At 62.8% G+C, this 14,750-nt stretch carries 19 protein-coding genes; 6 read left to right on the top strand and 13 right to left on the bottom strand.

Annotation, left to right across the window (positions count from 1 at the left end):
- Positions 1-20: 20 nt before the first annotated feature.
- Positions 21-1,189, top strand: a protein-coding gene (locus Q8L25_RS21680) for an IS3 family transposase (RefSeq protein WP_308921363.1) whose coding sequence is annotated in 2 segments (ribosomal slippage) — positions 21-285 and positions 285-1,189 — 1,170 coding nt in all. Because the reading frame shifts where the segments join, the coding sequence is not laid out codon by codon here.
- A gap of 14 nt (positions 1,190-1,203) precedes the next feature.
- Here Q8L25_RS21680 and Q8L25_RS21685 read toward each other — a convergent pair.
- The gene (locus Q8L25_RS21685; RefSeq protein ID WP_308921364.1) at positions 1,204-1,680 is read right to left on the bottom strand and encodes a Wadjet anti-phage system protein JetA family protein; all 477 of its coding nucleotides are present in this window, start codon (positions 1,678-1,680) and stop codon (positions 1,204-1,206) included.
- Positions 1,668-2,528: a WYL domain-containing protein gene (locus tag Q8L25_RS21690; RefSeq protein WP_308921365.1), complete on the bottom strand. Its 861-nt coding sequence runs from the start codon at positions 2,526-2,528 to the stop codon at positions 1,668-1,670. The genes Q8L25_RS21685 and Q8L25_RS21690 overlap by 13 nt, the downstream gene beginning before the upstream one ends.
- A 289-nt stretch (positions 2,529-2,817) precedes the next feature.
- On the opposite strand from Q8L25_RS21690, the gene Q8L25_RS21695 reads away from it, so the two are divergent.
- Positions 2,818-3,693, top strand: a complete 876-nt coding sequence (locus Q8L25_RS21695; RefSeq protein WP_308921366.1) for an EamA family transporter — start codon at positions 2,818-2,820, stop codon at positions 3,691-3,693.
- A 114-nt stretch (positions 3,694-3,807) separates the two neighbouring features.
- Positions 3,808-4,146 (top strand): cytochrome c family protein, encoded by a 339-nt coding sequence (locus Q8L25_RS21700; RefSeq protein ID WP_308921367.1) that lies wholly within the window; start codon positions 3,808-3,810, stop codon positions 4,144-4,146.
- 152 nt (positions 4,147-4,298) lie between these two features.
- On the opposite strand, the gene Q8L25_RS21705 is transcribed toward Q8L25_RS21700, so the two are convergent.
- The 3 genes from Q8L25_RS21705 to Q8L25_RS21715 all read right to left on the bottom strand — a co-directional run bounded on the left by Q8L25_RS21705 (position 4,299) and on the right by Q8L25_RS21715 (position 5,820).
- On the bottom strand, positions 4,299-4,562 hold the full coding sequence (locus tag Q8L25_RS21705; RefSeq protein WP_308921368.1) for a DUF378 domain-containing protein: 264 nt from the start codon (positions 4,560-4,562) through the stop codon (positions 4,299-4,301).
- Between the two features lie 140 nt (positions 4,563-4,702).
- Complete coding sequence (locus tag Q8L25_RS21710) at positions 4,703-5,230, bottom strand: N-acetyltransferase (RefSeq protein WP_308921369.1); 528 nt, start codon at positions 5,228-5,230, stop codon at positions 4,703-4,705.
- A gap of 17 nt (positions 5,231-5,247) precedes the next feature.
- Positions 5,248-5,820 (bottom strand): XRE family transcriptional regulator, encoded by a 573-nt coding sequence (locus Q8L25_RS21715; protein WP_308921370.1) that lies wholly within the window; start codon positions 5,818-5,820, stop codon positions 5,248-5,250.
- A 113-nt stretch (positions 5,821-5,933) separates the two neighbouring features.
- On the opposite strand from Q8L25_RS21715, the gene Q8L25_RS21720 reads away from it, so the two are divergent.
- On the top strand, positions 5,934-7,022 hold the full coding sequence (locus tag Q8L25_RS21720; RefSeq protein ID WP_308921371.1) for a flavodoxin family protein: 1,089 nt from the start codon (positions 5,934-5,936) through the stop codon (positions 7,020-7,022).
- Positions 7,023-7,092: 70 nt separating this feature from the next.
- Positions 7,093-7,740: a LysE family transporter gene (locus Q8L25_RS21725; protein ID WP_308921372.1), complete on the top strand. Its 648-nt coding sequence runs from the start codon at positions 7,093-7,095 to the stop codon at positions 7,738-7,740.
- Here the strand turns inward: Q8L25_RS21725 and Q8L25_RS21730 are convergent.
- Entirely contained in the window at positions 7,737-8,498 is a 762-nt protein-coding gene (locus Q8L25_RS21730; RefSeq protein WP_308921373.1) for an alpha/beta hydrolase, read from the bottom strand. The genes Q8L25_RS21725 and Q8L25_RS21730 overlap by 4 nt on opposite strands.
- A gap of 85 nt (positions 8,499-8,583) precedes the next feature.
- Between Q8L25_RS21730 and Q8L25_RS21735 the strand changes: the two genes are divergently transcribed.
- Entirely contained in the window at positions 8,584-9,342 is a 759-nt protein-coding gene (locus Q8L25_RS21735; RefSeq protein ID WP_308921374.1) for a helix-turn-helix transcriptional regulator, read from the top strand.
- On the opposite strand, the gene Q8L25_RS21740 is transcribed toward Q8L25_RS21735, so the two are convergent.
- The 7 genes from Q8L25_RS21740 to Q8L25_RS21770 all read right to left on the bottom strand — a co-directional run bounded on the left by Q8L25_RS21740 (position 9,339) and on the right by Q8L25_RS21770 (position 14,657).
- Complete coding sequence (locus Q8L25_RS21740) at positions 9,339-10,028, bottom strand: CatA-like O-acetyltransferase (protein ID WP_308921375.1); 690 nt, start codon at positions 10,026-10,028, stop codon at positions 9,339-9,341. The genes Q8L25_RS21735 and Q8L25_RS21740 overlap by 4 nt on opposite strands.
- The gene (locus tag Q8L25_RS21745; RefSeq protein ID WP_308921376.1) at positions 10,029-10,754 is read right to left on the bottom strand and encodes a hypothetical protein; all 726 of its coding nucleotides are present in this window, start codon (positions 10,752-10,754) and stop codon (positions 10,029-10,031) included.
- Positions 10,755-10,799: 45 nt separating this feature from the next.
- Positions 10,800-11,951, bottom strand: a complete 1,152-nt coding sequence (locus tag Q8L25_RS21750) for an MFS transporter (RefSeq protein ID WP_308921377.1) — start codon at positions 11,949-11,951, stop codon at positions 10,800-10,802.
- Positions 11,952-12,109: 158 nt separating this feature from the next.
- Positions 12,110-12,385: a pentapeptide MXKDX repeat protein gene (locus Q8L25_RS21755; RefSeq protein WP_308921378.1), complete on the bottom strand. Its 276-nt coding sequence runs from the start codon at positions 12,383-12,385 to the stop codon at positions 12,110-12,112.
- A gap of 89 nt (positions 12,386-12,474) precedes the next feature.
- Complete coding sequence (locus Q8L25_RS21760; protein ID WP_374694323.1) at positions 12,475-13,206, bottom strand: molybdopterin-dependent oxidoreductase; 732 nt, start codon at positions 13,204-13,206, stop codon at positions 12,475-12,477.
- 51 nt (positions 13,207-13,257) lie between these two features.
- Complete coding sequence (locus Q8L25_RS21765; RefSeq protein ID WP_308921380.1) at positions 13,258-13,863, bottom strand: cytochrome b/b6 domain-containing protein; 606 nt, start codon at positions 13,861-13,863, stop codon at positions 13,258-13,260.
- Positions 13,863-14,657 carry a DUF1223 domain-containing protein gene (locus Q8L25_RS21770; RefSeq protein ID WP_308921381.1) on the bottom strand — a complete coding sequence of 265 codons (795 nt, stop codon included), beginning with the start codon at positions 14,655-14,657 and terminating at the stop codon, positions 13,863-13,865. The genes Q8L25_RS21765 and Q8L25_RS21770 overlap by 1 nt, the downstream gene beginning before the upstream one ends.
- Positions 14,658-14,750: the final 93 nt, after the last annotated feature.

Here is a 14,750-nt window from a genome sequence, read left to right on the forward strand (position 1 = left end):
CTTCACCAACTGGAGAACTTATGACACGCTCAACAACATACACACCGGAGCTTCGGGAAGAAGCGGTAAAACTGGTCCTGACACAAGGCCTGACGCTGGAAGACGCCGCGTTGCGTCTCACCATTCCCAAGGGCACGCTAGCGAACTGGGTCAGTGCGGCAAGGCGCGGCACGTCGCCCAAAGTAGCCCCTGGTAGCCGCTCCGTGCCGGAGCTTGAGGCTGAGGTAACCAAGCTGCGCAAAGAGCTTGCCGAGGCACGCATGGAGCGCGATATCGTAAAAAAAGCGGCAGCGTACTTTGCGCGGGAGTCGCTGCCAAGTACGCGGTCATGAAGACCTTGCGACTCGAATTTCCTGTCACCATCATGTGCCGCGTCTTTGGCGTCTCGCGCAGCGGTTTCTACGCTTGGTCGAACGGCAAACCGTCGCAGCGGGCGCAGGACGACGCACGCCTGAAGGTCGCCATCGAGGCCGTGCACGCGCAGAGCCGGCAGACTTATGGCCCGTTGCGCATGCAGCCGGAACTGACGGCGCAAGGCTTTCCGGCCGGCCGTGATCGTATCGTCCGTCTGCGTCGCGAGCTCGCCCTGCGCTGCAAGCAAAAGCGCAAGTTCAAGGCCACCACGAACTCGAATCATGACCTGCCGGTGGCCGACAACCTGCTCAATCAGACTTTCGCGCCGACCCGGCCGAACGAAGCCTGGGTGACCGACATCACCTATGTGGCGACCGGCGAGGGCTGGCTTTACCTGGCCGGTATCAAGGACGTGTTCACCTGCGAGCTGGTGGGCTACGCGATGGACGAGCGCATGACGCAAACGCTGACGGCAACAGCACTGTGGAAGGCCGTGCGCAACAAACGCCCCGCGCCGGGCTTGATCCACCACTCCGACCGTGGCAGTCAGTATTGCGCCCACGACTATCAGAAACTGGTGACGCAGTTCGGCATGAAGCCGTCCATGTCGCGCCGAGGAAACTGCTATGACAACGCGCCCATGGAAAGCTTCTGGGGCAGCCTGAAAAACGAGCTGGTGGACCATCAACGTTACGCGACCCGGGCCGACGCGAAAGCCGCAATACAGGAATATATCGAAAGCTTTTACAACCGCCAGCGACGCCATTCGCGCCTTGGCAATGTTCCGCCCGCGTTGTTCGCTGAAAAATTCAGCAAACAGCCGCGGGTGGCTTGAAACAAGAGTGTCCGCTATTGACAGTACACCTCAATCGAATTGATTTTCCCTGACACGTAAATTGGTCCACTCTCAGCAAACTGCATAAGCAAATTTAGAAAGTGACTAATGGACGGACTCATCGTGACAACTTTTTCCGCACCGTGGCGGCCACGCCGCAGCCATTCAGTTTCCACAAATCGATTGAAAACCAGGTTGGCACGCATGTTGAGGTTTGAAACGGGGCCGCTACCCTCTTCATCCTCCCAGGCCTCGCTGTCATCGAGCTCACGCTCGATATCCGCAATGATGTCGCGGATCGGAAAGCCGTCACTTGGTGGTAGTGGCGCATCTGGCCCAAAACGGGTTCGGTGCAACCCTACCAGCACAGTCCAAAATCGCTCATGGTTCAGCGACGCGAGGGGTTTAAAGATAGTCCCGGGCAGCCGGTCGAATAGCGGCGGTACGTTGACGCTCGCGGCCCTGCTCAAAGTCGGTTCTAGAAGAGCCATTGCTCAATCTCCCTGACATTTTGGACCGCAAGCTGGTAGTCCGGCGGGCGCTGCGTCTCGACGTTAGTCGCTGCACGCACGTCCTGAACAAAATACTGGATCAACGCGGCCCGGCAGGTTTCGACAAGTGCCACCGCGCCATTCATGTACTCAAAGCGGATTACTTCCGCCTGCTCCGCTGACAAAGCGGGATGAGCAACCAGAGAAATTTTCACTGGTGTCATCCACGCAGTATCGGACTCAGATGTAAATTCGGCCTGTCGATCCTTCAGTATCTTGGCGCTCACAATACGGCCCAGTGCGAAGTCACGATATCCGGCGGCTTCCTCACAATAGGCACGGACATGCCAGCGGCACCCCGCTCTGATGAGACTATGCGGGCTGACAGTTCGTTGGTGCGGAGCCGGATTTTTCATCGATCGATATGAAATACTGACCACCCGGCGCTCACGCGCGGCCGAATGCATAGACGAATAGATCGCGGGACCAGGCGCTGCAATATCAGGATATCCAACCCAAACAAGCGAGTGTTCTTCACCGATCGGAGTGGCATATGGCATTCCGGCAAGCACGAGGTAGTGCGCGAGTTCAGCTGCGTTATTGCGGCGATTCGACTGCGCCGTGTGCAATGGACGCAGGAAGTCTGCGGTCGGGTAGAAGTTCTTGGTCTTCGAGTCATGAATGAGCCAAGTTGGATGCGCCTCCCGGAACTCCCTGATCAGGACACTAGCCCGCACGCTGCTATTCAAACCGAAAATTCCACGCAAACGTGCGTTGTTTAAGCGTCCTTCCCAGCGCAGCAAAATCTCCATTTGATGCAGTTGTGAGTATTTTTTTTCACTATACATAGGAAAGATATTCTCAAGTCGTTACCAAAGTTGTAAAACTGCACCCAAGAAAAAATAATATTCCAAAAAATATGATATGTAAATATGTATTATGTTATTTGCATTTTTCTGAAATAATTTGTTGATTAACCATCTCCATTGACAAATAAATGACACCCACGAGTTTCTGGTATTGAGCAGTTAAAAACAACGCTGCGGAGCAAGTCAAAATCGGCTGCATTTGCGGCACTCTGCCATTTCCCCGTAAAGGTGTCGCTGAAGAAGCTCTGGCGTATTAAAATCACGCCCCATGACCTCCCCCACCACCACTTCCCCCATCCCCGACAGCATCCTGCTCCCTTCCCTGGCCGTACTGGGAGGGCAGATTTCCGTCAACCTGGGGGCAGCGGTGGCGAAAAACCTGTTTCCGGTGATCGGCGTCGAGGGCATCACGGCCTTCCGGGTGGGCTTTTCGGCGCTGTTCCTGCTGGCGGTGTTCCGGCCCTGGCGTTTTTCGCTGACGCGCAAGGATGTGCTGAACCTGCTGGTGTACGGTTCCGTGCTGGGGCTGATGAACTTGCTGATTTACCGGGCGTTTGCGCTGATCCCGATCGGCATCGCGGTGGCCATCGAGGTGACGGGGCCGCTGGCGGTGGCGATGCTGTCGTCGCGCCGGCCGCGCGACCTGCTGGCGGTGGGGTGCGCCGTGTTCGGCCTGTATCTGCTGCTGCCGCTGCAGGGCAGCCCGGGCAGCCTGGACCCGGTCGGCGTGGCCTATGCGCTGGGCGCGGCCACCTGCTGGGCGCTGTATATCATTTTCGGCAAGCGCGCTTCTTCACTGCAGGGTGGCCAAGCCGTGGCCTGGGGCATGACGGTGGCGGCCCTGCTGACGGTACCGATCGGTGCGGCTTATGCGGGCACCGCCCTGCTGTCGCCGTCGCTGGCCCTGATGGGGCTGGCGATCGCCATGTTGTCGAGCGCGCTGCCGTACACCTTGGAAATCTTTGCCCTGCGCCGCTTGCCGCAGGGCGTGTTCGGCATGTTCAGCAGCGCCGCGCCGGCCGTCAGTGCGCTGGCCGCCATGGCGGTGCTGGGCGAGCACCTGAGCGCAATACAGTGGCTGGCGATTGCCTGCATCGTGCTGGCGTCGGCGATGGCGGCGCTGGGCGCGCAGTCCAAACGTTGATCGACAAGGACGGGCGGGCAGCCCTGTAGAATAGCTCATCGCCATTTACGCCGCATCGTCACCACCATGATTCTTTTTTCGCCATCGGCTTGCCGCGCTGCCTTGAGCCTGGGTATGGCTTTACTCGCCACGCCAGCCGCCGCCCTGAAAGGCGACCCCGTCGCCGGCAAGGCGGCGTTTTACAGATGCGCCTCCTGCCACCAGGTGGGTCCGTCCGCGCGCGCCGGATTCGGGCCGAAACTGTCAGGCGTGATCGGCCGCAAGGCGGGCGCCACGCCGGACTACCGGTACTCGCCGGCCATGAAAAACGCGAATATCGTCTGGACCGAACAAAACCTGGCCAGCTTCCTGAAAGCGCCCGGCGATTTTATTCCGGGCAATAAGATGCGTTTCTGGGGACTCGGCAACGCCCAGCAGGTGGCCGACCTGCTCGCCTACCTGCGCACGCAATAATGTTGTCATAATCAGCAGGTATAATGACCACATTCACCTCACTTTTCTAGCCTACGGACGCCTTGCGTAGCGGCTTTCTGCCTGCCTTTGCCGCCGCCCTGCTGCTGTTGCCGGCCGCCCGGTATTTGCAGCTGATCTGACCTTCCGGTGGCTCACGGCTTGGCCGGCAGCTTGCCGGCGCACAGGTAAATCGCATACACGGCAGCGATCCCCACCAGCACATACACGGCGCGCGAGGCCGTGGTCATGTCGCCCAGCAGGCGTGCCACCACGTCGATACCGAACAGGCCCAGCAGGCCCCAGTTCAGCCCGCCGATCACCAGCAAGACCAGGGCCACCCAGTCCAGCGTGTTCAGGCGCGCTGGGGTCAGTACCTCACGCACGCCGCTTTCCGTCCCCGATTGAGTATTCGCCATCGCTGCCTCCCGTCAAGTTCGAAAACCTGGCCGTGCCATCGCGCGCCAGGCCAGGACTGGAGTGTAGGCGCGGCGCGCGCGATGGGCATTCAGAACATGCCGCAGGAATCAGTAGGACGACTCCTGATTTGCCGCCAGCATCAAGGCAGGCTCAGCTGCTTGTACATGATGGTGGTAGCGTCCAGCCTGCCGCCCTCGGGCGCCAGCGCATAGCCGGGTATCACGCCGGCTGTCTTGTAGCCCAGCGAGCCATATAACGATTCGGCATGGTCGTGGGTGCGCGTGTCGAGCGTCAGCAGCTGGCGGGGCAAGGCGCGTGCCCTGTCTTCCACGGCCTGCATCAGCCGGCGGGCAATGCCGCGCCGCCGGAACGCGGGATGGACCAGCAGCTTGCGCACCTCGGCCCGGTGCGCCTGGTTGGGCGGCGTGTCCCAGTCCAGCTGCACCGCGCCGGCGATCGCGCCAGCGAACTGCGCCACCAGCAGCAAACGGCTGCCGCGCGCCACCGCCGGCAGCACATTGCCGGTCCAGAAAGCATCGCTGTCACAAGATTTGAACGGCAAGATAAAACCGATGCTGGCGCCGTCGTGCACGCAGGCGTGCAGCAAGGCGGACAGTTGTGGCAGGCGCGCGGCAATGGCATCGGCGTCGAAGGTTACAAGGTGCATGGGGTCCTCGGCAGTCATCAGATAATCAACAGGAAATAGCGCGCGCCGCTGTCAGCAGGCGTATCGAAGGCGCTGGGGCCGGACAGCTGGTAGCGCAGGCAGTCGCCAGGCAGCAAGTCGTGGCGCTGGCCATCGACGGTGACGGCCAGCTTGCCTTCCTGCATCAGCAAATGGTGTTCCATGCCGGGACGCGGCGAGGTGGCGTAGGCGATATGGGCGCCGGCATCGAGTTCGCATTCGAGCGCTTCGCCGGCCAGCGCCTGCGACGGCGGCGAGACGGAACGGCGGCGAAAGCCCGTTTGCGGATCGCTCCAGACGGGCTGGTCCGCGCGCCGCAGCAGCGGTGGAAAATCCTCTTCCACCATGCGCAGCAAACGCGACATGCTCAAGCCATACACGGCGCACAAGCGGCCCAGCACGCTGGTGGTGGGACTGACCTCGGCGTTTTCCAGGCGCGACAAGGTGGCGCGGCTGACCTGGCTTTGCGCGGCCAGCTGGTCGAGCGACCAGCCGTGCTCCACGCGCAGCTGGCGCAAGCGCTGGGCCAGGCGCTGTTCGGTGGCCTGCTCGGATGTCAAGTTATTTTCCATATATGGGAATATATTCCATAAATGGAAATTTCTCAAGCACCGACCGTTGCGCAACGCACAGACCCAGCCGTAAGCTGCTGCCAGCATGGGCCATCACTCACCAGGAGCCAGCCATGAAAGACAAGCCAGCCATTCCGCAAGCCCGACAGGGCCAGGCCCCGGCCAAATTGCAGCGCGACGAGTTCCATTTGCAATTCGTGCGTTCGTTTGCCGATCCCACCTTCGACAAGGTGCGCGAGGCGCTGGGCCAGGTGGAAGACGTGGCGTGGAGCAATTACGAGCAAGGCCGCAAGGCGCCCGTCACGCAAAAAGCGGGCCCGGGCTTTGCCGACCCCGACTACGATCTGTCGGTGGAATGGAAGGAAACCCACGACCGTCTGCTCGCTGCGGAACAGCGCCAGAAAGACCCGGCCACGCCGTCGCGCGTGCTGCTGATCTGCGCCTCGGCGCGCAACGATGGTTCCTGCCCCGGCGAAATCTCGAAGACCTGGCGCATGAATCTGTGGGCGCGCGAGATCCTCGAAGCCGAGGGCATCGAAGTGGACTTGCTGGACCTGAGCCTGCTGACGTCCTCGTACGATTTGCACATTCACCCGTGCAAGGGCTGCGCCTCGACCGCCATGCCGCTGTGCCACTGGCCGTGCAGCTGCTATCCGAACCATGGCGAACGGCAAGTCAACGACTGGATGGCCAAGATCTACGAACAATGGACGGCGGCGCATGGCGTGATCATCATGACGCCCGTCTACTGGTACCAGACGCCGGGCGTGCTCAAGCAGATGATAGACCGCCTGGTCTGCGCCGATGGCGGCAATCCCGACCCCACCTCCACGCATGGCAAGAAGGCGGTCGAAGCGAAGGCGCTGGAATTGCAGGGATGGAATTACCCCAAGCACCTGGCCGGGCGCGCCTATGGCCTGGTGGTACATGGCGACGTGGCCGGTATCGAAGGCGTGCGGCGCGGGCTGTCGGACTGGCTGGACTGGATGGGCCTGGTCGCGGCCGGCGCCAAGGCGCGGCTGGACCGCTTTATCGGCTACTACGAAAGCTATGCGCAAAGCCATGAAACCCTGGACCGCGACTTGGCGATGCAGGAAGAAGTGCGCAACGTGGCGCGCGCCGTGGCCGAGGCCGTCAAGCGGCAACGCGCTGGCACCCTTGCGCCGGCCGATGCGGGCCTGACGCCGCCACGGCCAAAATAAGAGGAAGCGGCCCGGCCAGCCGCAAAACTTCGTACAATAGGGGCTGGCCGATTTTTCCTTCAGGTATCCCATGCATTTCTCGAACTGGCTGCTGTTTTGCGGCGTTGCCCTGCTTGTCACGTTTTCGCCCGGCCCGGCCGTGCTGTTGGCCATCTCGAATGCGATCGCCGTCGGCCCGCGCCGCGCCATGGTCAGCAGCCTGGGCAATGGCGTGGGACTGTTCATTATTTCCGGCGTGGCAATGGCCGGCATGGGCGTGGTGCTGGCTACCTCGGCCACCGCCTTCATGCTGCTGAAACTGGCTGGCGCCCTGTACCTGGTCTACCTGGGCATCAGGCAATGGCGCAGCAAGACCAGCATTGTCGCCGCGGCCGAAGTCTCTCAACAGCCGCGCGCGGCCAATCCGTATTCGAACTGGAAACTGTTCCGCCAGGGCCTGACAGTGGCGCTGACGAATCCGAAAGCCATCCTGTTCTTCTCGGCCCTGTTTCCGCAATTTATTACGCCAGGCGAGCCGGTCGGCATCCAGTTCGCCGTGCTGACCACCTCGTTTGTCGCCTGCGCCATGCTGGCCCATCTGTTCTACGCCACCCTGGCGCGCCTGCTGAAAAGCCAGCTGGCCAGCCCCGGCCGCGCCAGGCTGTTCAACCGCATCTCGGGCGGCGCCTTCGTGCTGCTGGGCCTGAGTTTGTTGCGCCTGCGCAGCAAAGCGGCTTAATCGCCCAGGAACGCCTCGATGCTGGCCGCCAGCGCCAGCGGGGTTTCATTCATCGGATAGTGGCCCGCGTTGTCCAGCACCTCCAGCCTCGCTTGCGGGTACCACGCCAGATAAGTGCGGCGCATCAGGGCCGCATCGAAACGCGGGTCGTGCCGCCCCACCAGCGCCAGCAAGGGAAAGTCCAGCCTGGCCTGTTTGACTTCTCCGCTGAAATCCGTGTCGCTCCAGGCGAGAAAATACTTGGCAAACGCGGCCGGGTCGGCGCTGGCCCAGGAGTAGCCAGCTTTCCAGTCCAGCCAGGCCGCCGATAAACGCCCACCCGTGCTGCGGTCGATGATTGCCCGCCGCGACTGCAAGCTGCCGGCCGCCTCCATGAACAGCGCACGCGCCGCGTCGTCAAACGCCACGCCGCAACTGGGCACCGGCGCAAGCGCCACCAGCTGGCGCAAGCGCCCCGGGGCCAGCAGCGCCAGCCTTTCCATCGCCATGCCGCCCATCGAGTGGCCGATCACGCTGAAGGTGGCAAGGCCCAAGCTGTCCGCCAGCGCCAGCGCATCGCGCGCGATTTCCTCGATGGTGCAGTCGCCGGCCGCGCCGCGCATGCAGCCATAGCCACGGCTGTCCATGAAGAAATAGCTGCATCGATGACCGTCCAGCCCCGCTTCCATCGGGGCAAACGCCCGCGCGTCGCCAAACCAGCCGTGCAGCACGATCACGGCGTGCGCGCCCTTGCCGTAGCGGTGATAGGTGTTGACCATATGATTGCCTTTCAAATCGACGATGGTAAGGGCGACAACGTCGGCCTGCTACCGATAAAAGGTCAAATACTGTAGAGTTTGGGCCATGAGCGATTTTTATACGGAAGTGCCACGCGAACTGATCGCAAGCAGGCGAGACCATGCGGCCGGCACGCAGTTTCCCAGGCACCGGCATGCGCGCGGCCAGTTTGCCTGTGCGGCCAGCGGCGCCATCAGCGTGCATACGCCGGAAGGCAACTGGCTGGTACCGCCGCGCGGCGCCTGCTGGCTGCCGCCGGGCATGGAACACGGTATGCGCATGCATGGCCAGGTGACCATGCTGAATGTTTTTGCCGACGCAGCCGCCATCGCCAGGCTCCGGCTACCGTCAGGCTGCCGGGTGCTCGACACCACGCCGCTATTGCGCCAGCTGCTCGATGAAGCGGTCAGAACAGATCCGCTGTACGCGCCGGACTCGCGCGCGGGCCGGCTGATGGCCTTGCTGCTCGATGAAATTGCCGCCATGCCGGCGCTGCCGTTGAATGCGCCGCTGCCGCACGATGCGCGGCTGGCGCGCCTGTGCACCGGCCTGCTTCAGCAGCCCCATCTGCATGACGACCTCGATGCCGTGGCGAATACGGCCGGCATGAGCCGGCGCACTTTTACCCGCCTGTTCCGCGCCCAGACGGGCCTCGGCTTTGCGCAGTGGCGCCAGCAAGCCTGCCTGCTGGCGGCGATTGCGCGCCTGGCCGACGGGCAGGCCGTCACCCGCGTGGCGCTGGACCTCGGTTATGCCAGCCCCAGCGCCTTTACGGCCGCATTTCGCCGTGTGCTGGGAACGGTGCCCAGCGCATACAATCCTTAGGCGATCAGCCCGGCAATACGCTGCGCGATCGCCTGCGCCAGCTTCTGGATATGGTAGCCGTCGACAAAGCCGTGGTGGGCCTGCACCGAAAACGGCACCGCCATGCGGCCATCGACGCCCGGGCCAAACTTGCCCCAGCTAATGCACGGAATATCGGCGTCGCCGTGGCGGTAGACCGGGTGCTCGATGGCGCGCAGGTCGAGCCACGGCAGGCTGGTAATAAAGATATTGTGGCGCTGCTCGCGCACGCTCTCGCCTTCGCCGGTATTGATCAGCTTGGCTGAAGCTTCGGCGATGCGCTTGGCGTCCAGGCTGCGGGCGATAAACAGGTCGAGCTGGTCCGTCATCTCGAAGCGCGTATAGTTCAGGTTGTCGTCCGCATTGATGACGGTGTAGGAAGCGGGAAAGTCATCGATCTTGATGACTTCGCCGTCCAGGATGCGGTACATGAAGTTGTCGCTTTGCTTGACCGTGTTCAGCACGCAATACAGGAAAAAGTGGAACACGGGAATCTGGCGCGCCTTGCACCAGGGCCGGAAGTCCGGCACGTCGAGCAGGAAATTGATATTGACCAGGGGATTTTCAAACGAGCTGAACAGCTCATAGCGGTCGCGCCGCTTTTCAAAATTTTTCATGCGGCGAGTGTAGACGATGGATGCGCTGGCGGGCAAGCCCGGCAGGATCATCTATTGCCTGTCGACCGGGATCGTCACAAACACCATCTTGCGCGAGGCGCTGCCCGGTTTCCACGGCGGGTTGATGACCGAGATATCGCGCACGCCCAGCCGGGCAAAGTCGTCCAGGCTATAGGTCCAGCCCGCCGCATTCGGGTTCGCCTTGACGAATTGGTCGTAGCGTTCGTTCTGGCCCAGCGAGCTGATATCGGCGCGCACGCCCAATTGCTCGAAATATTGCGCTTCGCGGCGGCCACCCTGGCTGCTGATGCCGGCGATCTGCGCCATGAACGCCTTCTGTTCCTCGGCGGACAAGGCGTCATAGATCTTCCGGGCACTCTCGTCCAGAGTCAGTTTCTCGAGCTTCCCCGGCCCGCCGTGGTAGCCAATCATGGCGAAATTGCTGACGATCTTTTCGATTCCCGCCGGGAAAACGTAATTGGCGCAGGACGACAGGCAGAACTCCATCACCCGGACATTGAGCTTGTGCGCGCGCACCCAGCTGCCCAGGTCCATGCCCGCATTGACCTCGCCGCCAGGGCTGCGGATCGACAGCACGGCCGGCTTGGCCGCGAGGCTGTCATACAGCGCAATCAGCTGCTGGTTCGCCTTTTGATTGATGGGGCCGACATATTCCAGCTGGCCATTGCTGAAGTAGACCTGGGTTGTCTCTTCCCCGGCCGCCATGGCCGGAGAGAAAAGCGCCAGCAGCGCGGCGCTGCACATCAAATTACGCATCAAAAACCACCATATCAGGAAAGGAAATCAAAAACGGGCCCGGCATCATGCCTGCAAATCCCGTTGCACGCGCCAGGCCAGCGGCAAGGTCAGCAGCAACATGGCGGCCAGCGCCAGCAAGGCCAGCGGTACACCGGTGGCGTCGCCGAGCGCGCCGAACAGCACCGGCGCGACCGCGCCGCCGCCAATGCTGCCCGTATAGAACAGGGCGAAAGCCTGCTCGCGCTTGCCGGGCGCGGCCAGTTCCGGCACCATGCCGTACAACACCGACGAGGTGCCGTTCAGCGCCAGGCCCAGCAAGGGCAGCATGGCCATGATGGCGGCCAGCGGCAGCCACAGCGCCAGCACGATCAACAGCGACGTCATCGATTCGGTCAGCCAGACGGTCTTCATCATGCCGATGCGCGCCTCCAGATAGCCGCACAGCAACTTGCCGAAAGCACCGCCGACGAACAGCAGCGACAAAGCCACGCCGATGCCCGCCGTGCCGGCGCCCTTGCTTTTCAGCAGGAATGGCAGAAAGGTGAGAAAACCCATGCGCACGGCGCTGTCGAGCGTGCCGGTCGCCAGCAGCGCATGAAAGCCGCCCCGGGCATCCTTGCCGGCGATGGCTTTGCGCACGGCTTGCTGGCTGGCCCGCAGCTCTTCCGGCTTGGGCAACAGCCACCACAGCAAGGCGGCGGCGGCCAGGCCCAGCAGCCCCAGCAGGCCGACGCTGGCCTGCCAGCTGCATACCAGCAGCAGCAAGCCGACCAGGGCCGGGATCAGGGTCTTGCCGATATCGCCGGCGAAATTGTATTGCGACAGCGCCTCCTTCACGCCGCCGCCCGCCTCGTGCGTGTCGGTGACGATCGACGAGGCCAGCGGATGCTGCACGCTGGCGCCCAGGCCGCCCAGCAGCAGCGCCAGCAGCAATACCGCCAGGCCACCGGCCAGCCCCGCCAGCAGATAGGCCAGGCCCGCCAGCGCCGTGCCCGCCACCAGCATGCGTTCGCGTCCCCAGCGCTTGGCCAGGCGGCTGGCCAGCAGCTGGAAACCGGCCATCATGCCCGAATACGATGCGCGCAACAGCCCCACCATGGCGTAACTGAGGGCAAACTGGGCCTGCCACAGCGGCAGCAGGACATAGATCGCATCCGTCAGGCCGTCGTGCACGGCGTGCGCGCCGCAGGCGGCAAACAGCGAGCGCCGGCGCATGGATTTTTCCGCACCCGCGGTGGCGGATATCGAAACAAGCGCTGCGGCGGGCGTATCAGTCATGGCCTGGCATGAAGAAGATCGAGGGCTTGCCAGTCTACACCCTGCCCGGTGCCGCTGTCACGATGGCTGTTGCCGGCCGCAATAGCAATGGCCGCTTATCTGGCCATGCCATCCTTCTTCATCTCGTCTTTTTTCATTTCATCTTTTTTCATCATGCCGTCCTTGGCCATGGCATCTTTTTTCATGTGCTTCTTCGGCATCGGCTTGGCCATGCCGTCTTTCCCCATGCCGTCCTTGTGCATGGCGTCCTTGAGCATGGCGTCGGCCGAGGCATCTTTCGCCATCGGGTCTTTCTTCATGGCATCCTGGGCCAGGGCGGCGCCCGACATGAAGATGGCGGTGGCGATAATGGCGGTGATGGTGGTTTTCATGATAATTCCTTGTCTCGAGGTTGGATGGGCGAATGCCCGGGTTTGCTGCAGGTGCTGCCGTTTCTACTGCCGGTAATGCTGAAAAACTGTCAGGAACCGCCAAACCAGTTATAACCCTGGTCTTCCCAATACCCTCCCGGATAGGTATTGGTGACGAAAATGGCCTGCACATGCTTGGGATTCTTGTAGCCAAGCTTGGTCGGCATGCGCAGCTTCATGGGATAACCGTACTTGGGCGGCAGCGGCTGCCCGTCCCAGCTCAGCGCCATGATGGTTTGCGGATGCAGGGCGGTGGCCATGTCGATGCTGGTGAAGTAGTCGTCGGCGCACTTGAAGCCGATGTATTTCGCCGTCTTGTCGGCGCCGACCAGATCAAGGAAATGGGCGAACGGCACGCCGCCCCACTTGCCGATGGCACTCCAGCCTTCCACGCAGATATGGCGCGTGACCTGCGTCTGCTGCGGCAAGGCGCGCAGTTGCGGCAGGCCCCATGGCTTTTTGTTCGCCACCAGGCCACTCAATTCCAGGCGCCAGGCGTCACCGTCGACCTGCTCCACGTCATCCTCGCCGTAATAGGCATTGAACGGGAACGGCCGGGTGATCATGGAATCGGGATACGTCGGCGCCAGCCTGGACGGGTCGAACAGCCAGCCTTGCACCCGGTCATTGAAGCGCGACACCGTCGCCAGGGCGGCGTCCACGCTGGCCTGGTCGCTGATATTGCAGCCAGTCAGCAAGGACAGGCCGCCCAGGCTCAGGCTGCGCTGCAGGAATTGCCGCCGCGACGGTTGCGCGACCTGGCGCAGGGCGTCGGCCAGCATGGCCTGGCCTTGCTGGTGCACGATAATGGTTTTTTTCATGATGTGTGACTCCTAACGTCCGCGCAGCATGGCGAGCAAGGTGCGCGGCACCAGCGCCACCATCACCAGGTGCACCACCACAAAGCCCACCAGCGCCGCCATGGCGAAAAAATGCACGCGGCGCGCGCTCTCGTAGCCACCCAGCAGCTCGCGCAGCAGAGGAAACTGCACCGATTTCCACAGCACCAGTCCAGACAGCACCAGCAGCACGCAGTCCAGCATGACGAACAGATAGGCGGCGCGCTGGACCATGTTGTAATGGCGCGGATCAGCATGGGCCAGCTTGCCCCGCAGCGCGGCGGACATGTCCCGCAGCAGTGCCCCTGGCGACAGGGGAAAGAACTGGCGACGCAGCCGTCCGGTGGCGATATTGATGAGCAGATACAGCGCGCCGTTGGCAAGCAACAGCCACATGGCGGCGAAATGCCATTGCAGCGCGCCGCCCAGCCAGCCACCCAGGGTGAGCGCGCGCGGCAGTTCAAACGGAAAGAACGGCGCCGCGTTATAAATGCGCCAGCCGCTGGCGGCCAGCAGCACCACGGCCATCGCATTGAGCCAGTGCGTCAGGCGCAGCCAGGCGGGGTGTATCACGGCGCCACTTGCGGCATGGGCGGCCATCACAGCGCTCCCCGCGCGCAGGGCGTCATGCCGACGGCTTGCAAGATGGTGCTGCCTTCGACTTGCTGGACAAATGCAACCGCCTGCAGCCGGTCCTGGCGCCAGCCCGGTGGCAGGCGTACTTCGCGGCGCAGGCTGGCGCGGCCCTGGTCCAGCGGCACCGGCCCCAGCCATAGCCGCACGGCCGCGTCATGGCGCAGGGTGGCGCCGCGGTTCGCGCCACGCAGCACTTGCGAGACGATGCCGCTTTCGCTGACGGCCAGGTACAACTTGCCGCCGGTGCGTCCATCGACGGCGGCCGCGTGCGCTTCGAGCAGCAGCTTGCCGTCCTGCCCCGGCATGGCCGACAGGCGCAGATTGACGGCGGCGGGCGTCGCATTGATGCGGGCAATGGCGGCCGGCAACTGCGCATCCCAGCCGCGCACCTCCTTGCCGCCGACAAAAAACTGCGGCGTGTACGCCACGTGGCGAGGCTGGTCACGCAGCAAGTCGGCCTGGCGTGCGTCGAACGGCGGCTGCGCCAGCGGATCGGCCCAGCCGATGCGGTCCCAGTAGGTGACATGCAGGGCCAGCGGCACCACCAGACCGGCCGCACCGGCTTCCTTGCGCAAGGCGTTCAGGCGCTGGTCGGCGGGCGGGCAGCTGGAGCAGCCTTCGCTGCTGTACAGTTCCACCAGCGCCGCCGTGCGGGGGCCGCTGGCCACTTCGCAGCGCGGCGCGGCGGCCGCCTGCGCCGCCATGGCCGACAGCAGGATGGGTACAACAGTTGCTGCCAGGCGGTGCTTGATATTCATGATGAGTAACCGTTATATTAAAAAAGAAGCGTGCTTGCCCGTCAATTCGCCACGGCAGCTGGATTGGTTACAGGCCCTGTCACTCTTTTTAAA

It is taken from the genome of Janthinobacterium sp. J1-1 (genome assembly GCF_030944405.1).
Lineage (GTDB): Bacteria > Pseudomonadota > Gammaproteobacteria > Burkholderiales > Burkholderiaceae_D > Janthinobacterium.